The 12,541-nt window shown below is 62.3% G+C and carries 13 protein-coding genes; 9 read left to right on the forward strand and 4 right to left on the reverse strand.

What is annotated here, in order from left to right:
- Positions 1 to 83 precede the first annotated feature (83 nt).
- From FHW75_RS09315 to FHW75_RS09330, 4 genes are read left to right on the forward strand one after another with little or no spacing between them, the layout of a single operon-like run.
- Positions 84 to 1,094 carry an ABC transporter permease subunit gene (locus FHW75_RS09315; RefSeq protein ID WP_183673532.1) on the forward strand — a complete coding sequence of 337 codons (1,011 nt, stop codon included), beginning with the start codon at positions 84 to 86 and terminating at the stop codon, positions 1,092 to 1,094.
- Positions 1,095 to 1,104: 10 nt separating this feature from the next.
- A complete protein-coding gene (locus FHW75_RS09320) occupies positions 1,105 to 2,031 on the forward strand; it encodes an ABC transporter permease subunit (RefSeq protein WP_019098681.1) in 927 nt (308 codons plus the stop codon).
- 10 nt (positions 2,032 to 2,041) lie between these two features.
- Positions 2,042 to 3,010 carry an ABC transporter ATP-binding protein gene (locus FHW75_RS09325; RefSeq protein WP_159265901.1) on the forward strand — a complete coding sequence of 323 codons (969 nt, stop codon included), beginning with the start codon at positions 2,042 to 2,044 and terminating at the stop codon, positions 3,008 to 3,010.
- On the forward strand, positions 3,010 to 3,978 hold the full coding sequence (locus FHW75_RS09330) for a peptide ABC transporter ATP-binding protein (protein WP_019098680.1): 969 nt from the start codon (positions 3,010 to 3,012) through the stop codon (positions 3,976 to 3,978). Before FHW75_RS09325 ends, FHW75_RS09330 begins: the two co-directional genes overlap by 1 nt.
- Before the next feature lie 160 nt (positions 3,979 to 4,138).
- Here the strand turns inward: FHW75_RS09330 and FHW75_RS09335 are convergent, their stop codons facing one another.
- Positions 4,139 to 5,038 carry a hypothetical protein gene (locus tag FHW75_RS09335; RefSeq protein ID WP_025753800.1) on the reverse strand — a complete coding sequence of 300 codons (900 nt, stop codon included), beginning with the start codon at positions 5,036 to 5,038 and terminating at the stop codon, positions 4,139 to 4,141.
- A 214-nt stretch (positions 5,039 to 5,252) separates the two neighbouring features.
- Between FHW75_RS09335 and FHW75_RS09340 the strand changes: the two genes are divergently transcribed.
- From FHW75_RS09340 to FHW75_RS09355, 4 genes are all read left to right on the forward strand, one after another.
- Positions 5,253 to 6,053, forward strand: a complete 801-nt coding sequence (locus FHW75_RS09340; RefSeq protein WP_019098678.1) for a nuclear transport factor 2 family protein — start codon at positions 5,253 to 5,255, stop codon at positions 6,051 to 6,053.
- Between the two features lie 64 nt (positions 6,054 to 6,117).
- Entirely contained in the window at positions 6,118 to 7,524 is a 1,407-nt protein-coding gene (locus FHW75_RS09345; protein WP_026020442.1) for an FAD-binding oxidoreductase, read from the forward strand.
- A 32-nt stretch (positions 7,525 to 7,556) separates the two neighbouring features.
- Positions 7,557 to 7,898 (forward strand): cupin domain-containing protein, encoded by a 342-nt coding sequence (locus tag FHW75_RS09350; RefSeq protein WP_016713177.1) that lies wholly within the window; start codon positions 7,557 to 7,559, stop codon positions 7,896 to 7,898.
- A gap of 52 nt (positions 7,899 to 7,950) precedes the next feature.
- Positions 7,951 to 9,030: a polyamine ABC transporter substrate-binding protein gene (locus FHW75_RS09355; RefSeq protein WP_016713178.1), complete on the forward strand. Its 1,080-nt coding sequence runs from the start codon at positions 7,951 to 7,953 to the stop codon at positions 9,028 to 9,030.
- 33 nt (positions 9,031 to 9,063) lie between these two features.
- Here the strand turns inward: FHW75_RS09355 and FHW75_RS09360 are convergent, their stop codons facing one another.
- The 3 genes from FHW75_RS09360 to FHW75_RS09370 form a co-directional block, all read right to left on the reverse strand.
- Positions 9,064 to 10,647 (reverse strand): peptide chain release factor 3, encoded by a 1,584-nt coding sequence (locus FHW75_RS09360; RefSeq protein ID WP_016713179.1) that lies wholly within the window; start codon positions 10,645 to 10,647, stop codon positions 9,064 to 9,066.
- Between the two features lie 90 nt (positions 10,648 to 10,737).
- Positions 10,738 to 11,064, reverse strand: coding sequence for an XRE family transcriptional regulator (locus FHW75_RS09365; RefSeq protein WP_019098676.1), 327 nt, complete (start codon positions 11,062 to 11,064; stop codon positions 10,738 to 10,740).
- 73 nt (positions 11,065 to 11,137) lie between these two features.
- On the reverse strand, positions 11,138 to 11,398 hold the full coding sequence (locus FHW75_RS09370; protein WP_311648835.1) for a type II toxin-antitoxin system RelE/ParE family toxin: 261 nt from the start codon (positions 11,396 to 11,398) through the stop codon (positions 11,138 to 11,140).
- Between the two features lie 418 nt (positions 11,399 to 11,816).
- On the opposite strand from FHW75_RS09370, the gene FHW75_RS09375 reads away from it, so the two are divergent.
- The gene (locus tag FHW75_RS09375) at positions 11,817 to 12,530 is read left to right on the forward strand and encodes an ABC transporter permease (protein WP_016713180.1); all 714 of its coding nucleotides are present in this window, start codon (positions 11,817 to 11,819) and stop codon (positions 12,528 to 12,530) included.
- The last annotated feature ends 11 nt before the right edge of the window (positions 12,531 to 12,541 follow it).

The following is a 12,541-nucleotide window of genomic DNA, read 5'->3' on the forward strand; positions in this document are numbered from 1 at the left end:
CGACCGCCGGCACCCCACACGGGGACCGGCGGCACTGCCGTGGCGTGCTACTGGCCGCACGGTCTGAAGAGGTAACCCCGACAATGTTGAGCTTTATTGCCCGGCGCCTGGGCCTGCTGATACCGACCTTTTTCGGCATCACCTTGCTGACCTTCGCGCTCATACGCCTGATCCCCGGTGACCCGGTGGAAGTCATGATGGGCGAGCGCAGGGTCGACCCCGAAATGCATGCCCAGGCCATGGAACGCCTGGGCCTGAACAAACCACTGCCGGTCCAGTACCTGGACTACGTGGGCAAGCTCGCCCAAGGTGACCTGGGTGAATCGCTGCGTACCCGCGAAAGCGTGTGGAGCGAGTTTCTCACCTTATTCCCGGCCACCCTGGAACTGGCCTTCGCCGCCCTGCTGTTCGCCGGCATCGTCGGCCTGCTGGCCGGGGTGATCGCCGCGCTCAAGCGCGGTTCGCTGTTCGACCATGGGGTGATGGGTATTTCCCTGGTCGGCTACTCGATGCCGATCTTCTGGTGGGGCCTGATCCTGATCATGTTCTTCTCGGTGAGCCTGGGCTGGACCCCGGTGTCCGGGCGCATCGACCTGCTCTACGACATCGAGCCCAAAACCGGCTTCATGCTGATCGACACGCTGCTCAGTGATGAGGAAGGCGCGTTCAAGGACGCGGTGATGCACCTGATATTGCCGGCCATCGTGCTCGGCACCATCCCGTTGGCGGTCATCGCCCGTATGACCCGCTCGTCGATGCTCGAAGTATTGCGCGAAGACTACATCCGCACCGCCCGCGCCAAAGGCCTGTCGCCAGCGCGCGTGGTGTTCGTGCATGGCCTGCGCAATGCCTTGATCCCGGTGCTGACCGTGTTCGGCCTGCAGGTTGGCACATTGCTGGCCGGTGCGGTGCTGACCGAAACAATCTTTTCCTGGCCGGGCATCGGCAAATGGCTGATCGAAGCCATCGGCGCCCGTGACTACCCCGTGGTCCAGAACGGCATCCTGTTGATCGCCTGCCTGGTGATCCTGGTCAACTTCGTCGTGGACATTCTCTACGGCCTGGCCAACCCACGCATCCGTCATCAGCGCTGAGGCCCTTGCCATGACTAGCCCGATTCCCAAACCCGTGTCGCCGGCCAGCCCGGTGGACCAGAGCCTGCTCTACCCCTCGCCCTACAAAGAGTTCTGGCAAGCCTTCGCGCGCAACAAAGGCGCTGTAATGGGCCTGGCCTTCATGTGCCTGGTGGTGTTCTGTGCGCTGTTTGCACCGTGGGTCGCCCCGCATGACCCCAGCGAGCAGTACCGCGACTTCCTGCTGACACCGCCCGTGTGGCTGGAGGGCGGCACCTGGCAATTCATCCTCGGCACTGACGAGCTGGGCCGCGACCTGCTTTCACGCTTGATCCAGGGCGCGCGGCTGTCGCTGCTGATCGGCCTGTCGTCAGTGGTGATATCGCTGATCCCGGGCATCCTGCTGGGCCTGCTGGCCGGCTTTTTCCCGCAATTGCTCGGCCCATCGATCATGCGTCTGATGGACGTGATGCTGGCCCTGCCCTCGCTGCTGCTGGCGGTGGCCATCGTTGCCATCCTCGGTCCAGGCCTGATCAACACCGTCATTGCCATTGCCATCGTTTCCCTGCCCTCCTACGTGCGCCTGACCCGTGCCGCCGTGATGGGCGAGCTGAACCGCGACTACGTGACCGCAGCACGCCTGGCCGGTGCCGGGCTACCACGGCTGATGTTCGTCACCGTGCTGCCCAACTGCATGGCACCGCTGATCGTGCAGGCAACCCTCAGCTTCTCCTCGGCGATCCTCGACGCCGCTGCCCTGGGTTTCCTCGGCCTCGGTGTACAGCCGCCAACCCCGGAGTGGGGCACCATGCTGGCTTCGGCCCGTGACTACATCGAGCGCGCCTGGTGGGTGGTGAGCCTGCCTGGCCTGACCATTCTGCTCAGTGTGCTGGCAATCAACCTGATGGGCGACGGCCTGCGCGATGCGCTGGACCCGAAACTCAAGAACGCCGCCTGAGGAGAACGCCATGTCACTGTTGCAGATCAAAAACCTGAACGTGCGCTTCGGCGACGCCACGGCGGTACCGGTGGTCGACGGCCTGGACCTGACGGTAGAAGCGGGCGAAATCCTGGCCATCGTCGGCGAATCCGGCTCGGGCAAATCGGTCACCATGATGGCCTTGATGGGCCTGATCGACGCCCCCGGGCGCATCACCGCCGACGCCCTCACCTTCGATGGCACCGACATGCTCAAGCTCAGCGGCCGCCAGCGGCGCAAGGTGGTGGGCAAGGACATCGCCATGGTCTTCCAGGACCCGATGACCGCGCTCAACCCCAGCTACACCGTGGGTTACCAGATCGAGGAAGTGCTGCGCCAGCACCTGGGCCTGAAGGGCAAGGCCGCGCGCCAGCGTGCTCTGGAGCTGCTGAAAAAAGTCGAGATCCCGGCAGCGGAAAGCCGCCTGGATGCCTACCCGCACCAGCTGTCCGGCGGCATGAGCCAGCGTGTGGCGATTGCCATGGCCATTGCCGGCGAGCCCAAGCTGCTGATCGCCGACGAACCGACCACGGCACTGGACGTGACCATCCAGGCGCAGATCATGGAGCTGCTGGTCAACCTGCAGAAGGAGCGCAACATGGCGCTCATTCTGATCACCCACGACCTCGCCGTGGTCGCCGAAACCGCCAGGCGCGTGTGCGTGATGTACGCCGGCCAGGCGGTGGAAGTAGGCCAGGTGCCTGAGTTGTTCGACGTGCCTGCCCACCCCTACAGCGAAGCCTTGCTGGCAGCGATCCCCGAGCACAGCATCGGCGCCGAACGCCTGGCCACCCTGCCCGGCATCGTCCCCGGCCGTTACGACCGCCCTGTCGGCTGCCTGTTGTCGCCGCGCTGCCCCTATGTGCAGGACAACTGCCGCCACCAACGGCCGCCCCTTGATCCCCAGGCGTACAGCCTGGTGCGCTGCTTCTACCCGCTGAACCAGGAGGTGGCGTAATGACCGTCGTTCTATCCGCCCGGGAGCTGACCCGGCATTACGAAGTCTCCCGCGGGCTGTTCAAAGGCCATGCGTTGGTCCGTGCGCTGAATGGTGTGTCGTTCGAACTGGAAGCCGGCAAGACCCTGGCCGTGGTTGGCGAGTCCGGCTGTGGCAAATCGACCCTGGCCCGCGCACTGACCCTGATCGAAGAGCCGTCCTCCGGCTCGCTGCAAATCGCCGGCACCGAGGTGAAAGGCGCCAGCAAGGCTGAGCGCAAGCAACTGCGCCGCGACGTGCAGATGGTGTTCCAGAGCCCCTACGCCTCGCTCAATCCCCGACAGAAGATTGGTGACCAATTGGCCGAGCCACTGCTGATAAACACCTCGCTGAGCAAGGCCGAGCGGCGTGAAAAAGTGCAGAAGATGATGGAACAGGTCGGCCTGCGCCCCGAGCACTATCAGCGTTACCCACACATGTTCTCCGGGGGCCAGCGCCAACGTATCGCCTTGGCCCGAGCGATGATGCTGCAACCGAAGGTGCTGGTAGCGGACGAGCCGACCTCGGCGCTGGACGTGTCGATCCAGGCGCAGGTACTGAACCTGTTCATGGACTTGCAGAAGGAATTCAACACCGCCTACGTGTTCATCTCGCACAACCTGGCGGTGGTGCGACATGTGGCCGATCAGGTGCTGGTGATGTACCTCGGGCGACCGGCGGAAATGGGGCCGAAAGAGGATATCTATGAGAGGCCGTTGCACCCGTATACCCAGGCGTTGCTGTCGGCAACTCCCACTATTCACCCGGACCCGCTGAAGCCGAAGATCCGCATTGCCGGGGAATTGCCCAACCCGCTCAACCCGCCGGATGGGTGTGCGTTTCACAAGCGGTGCCCGTATGCGACCGAGCGCTGTGCCAAGGAGGTGCCGGCGTTGCGGCAGGTGAGTACGCGGCAGGTGGCTTGCCATTATGCGGAGCAGTTTCTGTAGATGACCGGGGGCGCTTTGCGCCCCATTCGCAGCCTTATGCTGCGAGAGGGCCGCAAAGCGGCTCTTTCGGTCAATGCATGAAAATGGCGATCAGGATGATGACCGGAATCGGTACCCCAAGCATCCAAAGCAGTATCGAGCGCATGTCGGTTCTCCTTGCTTAACGTTGAATGGTGCGATGGGCGACGTATTCGCCTTCCAGCCACTGCACCTGGTCACGACGGCGACCACCATAAAGCGCTGCAAGGCTGGCGAAGAAGGCGCCACACAGCAGTGCTACAAAAGTCCACAGCGCGGTCCATGCAGCAGCCTTCGCGGCAGCCTCAGCCGCTTGCTTGGCCTGCAGCTTGAGCTGTTGCACCTGGGCCATCACCTGGTCGACGCGGGCCTCTGCTTCGGGTTGGGTCAAGCGGGTGCGTTGCGCCACCAACTGCGCCAGGTAAGCGCGGTCTTCAGGCGCAAGTGCACCGTCACCTGCCAGGCCCTTGGCCAGAATGCGCGCCGCTACCCCATTGGCAGCGTCCTCGCTCACCGGCGCAGGGCCGTCACCACGGAACAGGCTGTCGACGAAATACCCCATCGAATCCTTATCGGCATTGGCAGCCGCCGCGCCACCGGCAGCAGCACTCATGCCAACCACTTGCGTCGCCGCGCTGGCTCCAGCACCTACCAGGTTGCCCGCCGTACCCAGGACCAGCATCGCAGCTACCAAGGTGGCGACTGCCCAGGACAGGAACCCATGGGCGGTGTCGCGGAAGTACACTTCATCGCCATGCAAGTTGGCCCACTTCACACGCAGCCTGCCGGCGATATACCCGCCCAGGCCAGAAGCGATGATCTGCGTCAGCAACAGCCAGATGATGGTGGAAACCGCCAGCGTTTTCGCGCTCGCGCCCTCGTTGGCCCAAGGTGAAGTGGCGGCAAAGCCCAAGCCCGCACCCAGCACCACCAATATCAGGGATAAAGCGGCCGCCGCAGCAGCACCCGCGAAGATGGCCGCCCAGGAAACACCTGAGCGGCCTTGAGTATCGAAAACGGAGGAGTCGGCAGAGGGGATCATGATATGTGCGCCTATGTATGTTGTTAGCGAGAAGTCCATTCGCGCAGTAACCGTTGCAGAGGCTGTGCCATTCATTACAAAAAATTACTTACATAAAAATCAGATAGTTAGTGAATTCTTCGATTTAAGAATCGTGCAAAAAGCGCGAGTGGCGCTCCGGCATCAGGTGTTCTGCAATATTGTGGCCTTTACGCCGGCGAGGCATGATCTGGCAATGACGCTCCCTGACGACTCCGCCCAGACCCCGCTCACCGCTGACACCGTGCTGCGCTACCACCTGTGCTGGAAGCATCGAGACCTGGACGGGGTCATAGCGCTGTACCACCCCGACATCCAGTACCACGACTTTTTCCAGAACCGGGTGCTTGGCTACGTTGAGATGCGCGACTACGTACGCGCCTGCCTGCCCCATGAAGCCGGCGAAGACATCGTTCACAGTGACCGCATCCGCGTCGATGGCTGCACCGCGTTCATCCAGTACCAGGTCACGGTCCAGGGTGGCGATGGCCTGGTGGCGTTCCAGTCCAGCGAGGCGATCACCGTCAAGGACGGCCTGATCTGGCGGGTCAACGAATACGCCACGCTGGTTCGCCAGAACAGCAGCGGGCGCACCAGTACCGGCCCGCGCCCTGCCACCAGCCGCCTGGGGTTGTCACCACGGCAACTGTCGACCATGGCCCAGGACCTGGAACACTACTTCCAGCGCCAGCGCCCCTACCTGGACCCGGAGCTGGACCTGCAGCAGGTCGCCGACGCCAGTGGTTACAGCCGCAACCAGATTTCCTACCTGCTCAACCAGGTGCTTGGGCAAAGCTTCTACCGCTACGTCAACCAGGCTCGCTTGCAACACCTGATGGCCAGCCTGGACGACGACAGCGTCGAGGCAACGATTGACGAGTTGGCGTTCAGCGCCGGCTTCAACTCACTGTCAGCGTTCTACAAGTGCTTCCGGGAACACACCGGCCTCACGCCCAAGGCGTACCTGAAGCAAATTTCCCTGCGTGCACGCACGTAAGACAGCCGCCCGCACAGCCCACTAGGATCGCCCACAAACCTTGACGGATGTGGAGCCCAACCCGATGCAACCCCTGCGCACGCTCAGCCTGTGGATGGACCAGCTCGACGAGCCACTGTGCGCTCGCCCGGCCCTGCGTGAAGACCTGGTTGCGGACGTGTGCATCATCGGTGCCGGCTACACCGGCCTGTGGACTGCCTACTACCTCAAGCGCCAGGCCCCGCAGCTGAACGTCGCGGTGATCGACGCCAACATCGCCGGTTTCGGCGCCTCCGGGCGCAACGGCGGCTGGCTGATGGGCAACCTGCTGGGCGAAGACCGCCTGCTGGCCACCCTGTCGCCACAACAGCGCCGCGCCAGCATCGACCTGCTGCACGGCATTCCCGATGAAGTACAGCGTGTGCTGCAACGCGAAGGTATCGACTGCGACTACCGCAAAGGCGGCGTGCTGTACTGCGCCGCACGCTACCCGGAGCAGGAACGCAGCCTGCGCGCCTACCTGGACGATCTGTATCGCCAAGGCATGACCGAAGACGACTACCGCTGGCTGCGCCCCGAGCAACTGGACGCCCAACTGCGGGTCAGCAATGCCTTTGGCGCCATCTACAGCCCGCACACCGCGACCATCCAGCCGGCCAGACTCGTGCGCGGCTTGGCTCGGACAGTGGAGGCGATGGGCGTGCCGATCTATGAAAACACGCCGGCCATCGATTGGCAGCCCGGCGAGGTGCGCACGCCGCTGGCACGGATTCGCTGCCAGTGGGTAGTGCCCGCCGTGGAAGGTTACGCTGCCAGCCTGCCGCCACTGGGCAAACATCAGTTGCCCGTACAGAGCCTGCTGGTCGCTACCGAACCACTGCCGGACTCGACCTGGGAGCAGATCGGCCTGAGCCAAGGCCAGGCCTTCAGCGAAAGCAGCCGCCAGGTCACCTATGGCCAGCGCACCGCCGACAACCGCCTGGTATTCGGTGCCCGCGGAGGCTATCGCTTCGGCGGCCGACTGCGCGAAAACTTCAACCTCGACGCGCAAGAAATCGAACTGCGTCGTTACCTGTTCAGCGAGCTTTTCCCGCAACTGAAACACGTACGCATCACCCACTCATGGGGGGGCAACCTGGGCATGGCCCGACGCTTCCGCCCGCACATGCTGTGCGACCGCCAGCGCGGCATCGCCCTGGCTGGCGGCTACGGCGGCGAAGGTGTCGGCGCCACCAACCTGGGCGGGCGCACACTTGCAGCGCTGATCCTCAACCAGCACAACGAACTGACCGCGCAGCCCTGGGTGCTCGACAACCGCCCGGTTTCCAGCCTGGCCAGCTGGCCACCCGAACCCTGCCGCTGGCTGGGCTACAACGCCATCATCCAAAGCTTCGTCCACGAGGACCGGACCCTCGCCAACCCCGCCAGCGCGCCCTGGAGGCGGCGCCTGGCCAGCTCGCTTGCGGACTTCATGGAAGGCTTCATGCACTGACTTCCCTTTCCCATACACAGGATCCACCGGTCATGAGCATCACCCAGTTCAAGAACACTGACAGCGCCGTGCTCGACAGCAGCAACCCGGTCGCGGTACCGCTCGGCGAACCCGTAGCCGTGACGTCGGTCACCTGCGTGGAGCGCAGCGACGGCGTGGAAACCGGCATCTGGGAATGCACCCCCGGGCGCTGGCGCCGGCAGATCGTGCAACAGGAGTTCTGCCACTTCATCAAGGGCCGCTGTACCTTCACCCCCGACGGTGGCGAGCCCCTGGTCATAGAAGCCGGAGACGCATTGATGCTACCGGCCAACAGCACTGGCACCTGGGACATCCAGGATACCGTGCGCAAGACCTACGTCCTTATCTTCTGATCCGCTGATCGCCTGCCTTCGATAACAACAGACAAAGCAAGGTAACCCCGAAATGCGCACGCTCCTTCTCGCTCCCCTGATGCTGGCCGCCAGCGTGGCCGGCGCCGCCGAAACGGTAAAGATCTACAACTGGTCCAGCTACGTCGCCCCCGACACGCTGAAAAACTTCCAGCAGGCCAGTGGCATCGTGCCCACCTACGACGTGTACGACAGCAACGAAACCCTCGACGGCAAGCTGATGACCGGCAACTCCGGCTACGACGTGGTGTTCCCCTCCAACCATTTCATGGCCCGGCAAATCCAGGGCAAGGCCCTGAAGCGCCTGGACAAGTCGCAGTTGCCCAACTGGCAAAACCTCAACCCGGTGCTGCTCAAGGCACTGGAGGTAAACGATCCGGGCAACCAGTACGGCTTCCCTTACCTGTGGGGCAGTACCGGCATCGGCTACAACATCGACAAGGTCAAGGCGGTGCTCGGCGACAATGCACCGGTTGATTCGTGGGACCTCATCTTCAAGCCCGAGTACATGAGCAAGCTGAAAAGCTGTGGCGTTGCCGTGCTGGACAACGGTCCTGAACTGCTGCCAATTGCCTTGCACTACCTGGGCCTGCCACACCATAGCCAGAACCCGGCAGACTACGACAAGGCCAAGGCGCTGCTGATGCAGGTACGCCCGTACATCAGCTACTTCCACTCATCGAAGTACACCGGCGACCTGGCCAACGGCGACATTTGCGTGGTGGTAGGTTTCTCGGGGGATGTGCTGCAGGCGAAGAACCGTGCCGAAGAGGCGAAGAACGGGGTGAAGGTGGGCTACTCGATCCCCAAGGAAGGCGCGCCCATGTGGTTCGACATGGTGGCCATGCCGGCGGATGCTCCGGATGAAAAAGCCGGGTATGCCTACATGAACTACCTGCTGCAGCCGGACGTGATGGCCAACATCAGCAACCATGTGCAGTACGCCAACGGCAACCTGAAGGCGGACGGGCTGGTGGATCCCGCGATGAAGGGTAATACGATGATTTACCCAAGCGAGGATGTGATGGGCAAGCTGTATGCGCTGGAGGCGATGCCGGCGAAGATCGACCGCATTCGCACGCGGATCTGGACCAGTATCAAAGCCGGGAATTGAAAAGGGGCCGCTTGGCGGCCCCATTCTCAATTATTAGTGATGCTCGCGGGTAGCGCGGAATTTGATGTCCGGCCAGCGCTCTTCCATCAGCGACAGGTTGACCCGGGTAGGCGCCAGGTAGGTCAGGTGACCGCCACCGTCGATGGCCAGGTTTTCCATGGCCTTGGTCTGGAATTCCTCAAGCTTCTTCTTGTCGTCGCAGCTGATCCAGCGGGCCGACCACACGGTGATCGGCTCGTAGGCGCACTCGACCTTGTACTCTTCCTTCAGGCGGCTGGCGACCACGTCGAACTGCAGCACACCGACCGCACCGAGGATGATGTCGTTGCTACGCTCCGGGAAGAACACCTGGGTAGCACCTTCTTCAGCCAGCTGCTGCAAGCCCTGGCGCAGCTGCTTGGACTTCAGCGGGTCCTTGAGGCGCACGCGACGGAACAGCTCCGGGGCGAAGTGCGGGATACCGGTGAAGCCCAGCGCTTCGCCTTCGGTGAAGGTGTCACCGATCTGGATGGTGCCATGGTTGTGCAGGCCAATGATGTCACCGGCAAAGGCCTCTTCCAGCTGTTCACGCTCGGAGGAGAAGAAGGTCAGCGCATCGCCGATACGCAGGTCCTTGTTCAGGCGCACGTGGCGCATCTTCATGCCCTTCTCGTACTTGCCCGAGCAGATGCGCATGAAGGCGATACGGTCGCGGTGTTTCGGGTCCATGTTCGCCTGGATCTTGAACACGAAGCCGGTGAACTTCTCTTCCACAGGCTCGACGGTACGCTCGTGGGCAACGCGGCCCAGCGGGCGCGGCGCCCAGTCGACCACGGCGTCGAGCACGTGATCCACACCGAAGTTGCCCAGCGCCGTACCGAAGAACACCGGGGTCAGCTGCCCGTTGATGAACTCTTCCTGGTTGAACTCATGGCAGGCGCCCTGCACCAGCTCCAGCTGCTCGACAAACGAGTCGTACTGGTCACCCAGGTGTGCGCGGGCTTCGTCCGAGTCCAGCTTCTGGATGATCTTGGCTTCGGTGCGCTCATGGCCGTGGCCAGGGGTGTACACCACGATGTAGTCGCCGGTGAGGTGGTACACGCCTTTGAAGTCGCGGTAGCAACCAATCGGCCAGGTGATCGGCGCGGCCTTGATCTTCAGTACGGCTTCGATCTCGTCCAGCAGTTCGATCGGGTCGCGGATGTCACGGTCGAGTTTGTTGATGAAGCTGACGATCGGCGTATCGCGCAGGCGGCACACGTCCATCAGGGCGATGGTACGCGGCTCAACCCCTTTACCGCCGTCGAGCACCATCAGCGCCGAGTCCACTGCGGTCAGGGTGCGGTAGGTGTCTTCCGAGAAGTCTTCGTGGCCGGGGGTGTCGAGCAGGTTGATCATGTGCTCGCGGTACGGGAACTGCATCACCGAGGTGGTGATGGAGATGCCGCGCTGCTTCTCCATTTCCATCCAGTCGGAGGTGGCGTGGCGGTCGGACTTGCGCGACTTCACGGTACCGGCGACGGCAATGGCCTTGCCCATCAGCAGCAGCTTCTCGGTGATGGTGGTCTTACCGGCGTCGGGGTGGGAAATGATTGCGAAAGTGCGGCGCTTCGCGACTTCGGCGGCCTGGTTGGTCATGGGAAATCGCCTGACTGGGGGATTTAAAAGGGGCGATATCATACCTGAAGTTGGGCGGGGACGAAAATCTGATCCCCGCCCGCTGGTCAATCACGCGCGTTTTGCCTGATCCTCACAAAAACCGTCAAGCGTGACAGGAGGCCGGCCGGGCATATGTACAACGAGTTCCAATGTCCCACCCAAGGCCTCCACATAGCTGCGCAGGGTGGATATCAACATGTCACTCCTCTTCTCCACTTTCGAAACATTGCCCTGACGAATATCGAGACGCTCCGCCAACTCTTCCTGCGTGATATCCAACTGCCTGCGCAATGCTTGCATGGTCATTTCTTCACGGATCAGTTCCCGACCGCGTGCTTCCACCCTCGCCCTGCGCTCAGGTGAAAGTTCGTTCATGACGTCATCGAGTGTTTTCATCGTTCAACCTCTGGACAGGTGCCGCTCGAAACGTGCGTCGGCACGGTCGATCAGGCTCCGGTAAAACCTACGCTCATTGATGCCTGCCCTTGTCTCCCGCGACCAACAGCAACGCGCATCGAGATGGGTCAAAAGCGAACGCTACGCGCCACACACCATCGCCGACGCTGAACCGCAACTCTTTCATGTTCGCGTGCCTTGAACCCTTCAGGGTATCCACACGAGGTCGCCCTAAAGCCGGGCCGCGGCATGCAAGCAGGTGGAGGTGAGCCAACAGTTCATCCTGAACCTCCATTGCCAACCTCCCGAACTCGACTGTGAATTCTGGGCACATCCCTATACACCACACAACAAAAATACCTCCGAGAGAATATTCCCTCAAGGAAATTATCGAGAAACTTCAAAGGGAATATTGCTTGGCGAGACAAGTGGCTTGATAGCAGGTAATTCAACGCCTTGATGTAAGAATTGCGCTTATTTTTCGCGTCAATTTTCTATTGCTCCAGTGATTAACGCTGGCCAAATGCCGCCTCAGATGGGAACCTTTACACCCACGGAGACGTCCACTCCCCTGCAACCCGCTTCGGTTGGGGATCGGTTTCATCAGCATTTTCGGGCCCGACGGGGTTCGGCTCATGGCCTGATCGCAGCCTTCGGCGTGTATCAAGCTGCTACTCGCGAACACACCATCCGCCGCCAGGCCTGGCCGGCAAAAAAGAAGTGTGCTCGCCGACTACACAAGGAGTCCGCCTGTGGCAAAACGCTACGGAAAAGGGCTGTTGGGATGCGCCATCGTGCTCGTCATCCTGGCCCTGCTGATCCACTGGATCGGCATCGACACGATCACGCGTTATCGCGACGATCTTGGGTTCTACCTGCAAGCGCACCTGGTACTGGTGCTGGCTTCGATGGCGGCGGCGTTGGCCGTGGGCATCCCCGCTGGCATTGCGCTCAGTCGACCGCACCGGGTCGACAAAGCCGAGCGCTTCATGCAGTTCTTCAACGTTGGCAACACCATCCCTCCCCTGGCCGTTCTGGCCATCGCCCTGAGTATTCTGGGCATCGGCGCCGGGCCTGCGATCTTCGCACTGTTCCTCGCCTCTCTCTTGCCCATCGTGCGCAACACCTACGAGGGCCTGAAAAACGTCCCCGCCTCGCTCAAGGAAGCCGCCACCGGCATCGGCATGACCCCGCGCCAGCAACTCTGGCAGGTGGAATTGCCCAACGCCGTGCCGATCATTGTCGGCGGTGTTCGCGTGGCCCTGGCGTTGAACGTGGGCACCGCGCCCCTGGCTTTCCTGATCGGTGCCAACAGCCTGGGCAGCCTGATCTTCCCCGGCATCGCCCTGAACAACCAGCCACAGCTGCTGCTGGGCGCCGCGTGCACCGCGCTGCTGGCCCTGGTGCTGGACGCAGCGGTGAGTTTCTCCAGCAAGCGCTGGCTGGAACGTGGCCTGGCCCAATAAGGATAGGGAAC

The sequence above is a fragment of the Pseudomonas sp. OG7 genome (assembly GCF_014192825.1).
GTDB lineage: Bacteria > Pseudomonadota > Gammaproteobacteria > Pseudomonadales > Pseudomonadaceae > Aquipseudomonas > Aquipseudomonas monteilii.

What these genes read in the sequence shown, in the direction of transcription:
- FHW75_RS09340 (WP_019098678.1), top strand. Translation starts at nt 5,253, where the DNA reads ATGACGCTCCCTGACGACTCCGCCCAGACCCCGCTCACCGCTGACACC.
- FHW75_RS09320 (WP_019098681.1), top strand. Translation starts at nt 1,105, where the DNA reads ATGACTAGCCCGATTCCCAAACCCGTGTCGCCGGCCAGCCCGGTGGAC.
- FHW75_RS09315 (WP_183673532.1), top strand. Translation starts at nt 84, where the DNA reads ATGTTGAGCTTTATTGCCCGGCGCCTGGGCCTGCTGATACCGACCTTT.
- FHW75_RS09360 (WP_016713179.1), bottom strand. Translation starts at nt 10,647, where the DNA reads ATGACCAACCAGGCCGCCGAAGTCGCGAAGCGCCGCACTTTCGCAATC.
- FHW75_RS09370 (WP_311648835.1), bottom strand. Translation starts at nt 11,398, where the DNA reads ATGTGCCCAGAATTCACAGTCGAGTTCGGGAGGTTGGCAATGGAGGTT.
- FHW75_RS09345 (WP_026020442.1), top strand. Translation starts at nt 6,118, where the DNA reads ATGCAACCCCTGCGCACGCTCAGCCTGTGGATGGACCAGCTCGACGAG.
- FHW75_RS09350 (WP_016713177.1), top strand. Translation starts at nt 7,557, where the DNA reads ATGAGCATCACCCAGTTCAAGAACACTGACAGCGCCGTGCTCGACAGC.
- FHW75_RS09325 (WP_159265901.1), top strand. Translation starts at nt 2,042, where the DNA reads ATGTCACTGTTGCAGATCAAAAACCTGAACGTGCGCTTCGGCGACGCC.
- FHW75_RS09365 (WP_019098676.1), bottom strand. Translation starts at nt 11,064, where the DNA reads ATGAAAACACTCGATGACGTCATGAACGAACTTTCACCTGAGCGCAGG.
- FHW75_RS09355 (WP_016713178.1), top strand. Translation starts at nt 7,951, where the DNA reads ATGCGCACGCTCCTTCTCGCTCCCCTGATGCTGGCCGCCAGCGTGGCC.
- FHW75_RS09330 (WP_019098680.1), top strand. Translation starts at nt 3,010, where the DNA reads ATGACCGTCGTTCTATCCGCCCGGGAGCTGACCCGGCATTACGAAGTC.
- FHW75_RS09335 (WP_025753800.1), bottom strand. Translation starts at nt 5,038, where the DNA reads ATGATCCCCTCTGCCGACTCCTCCGTTTTCGATACTCAAGGCCGCTCA.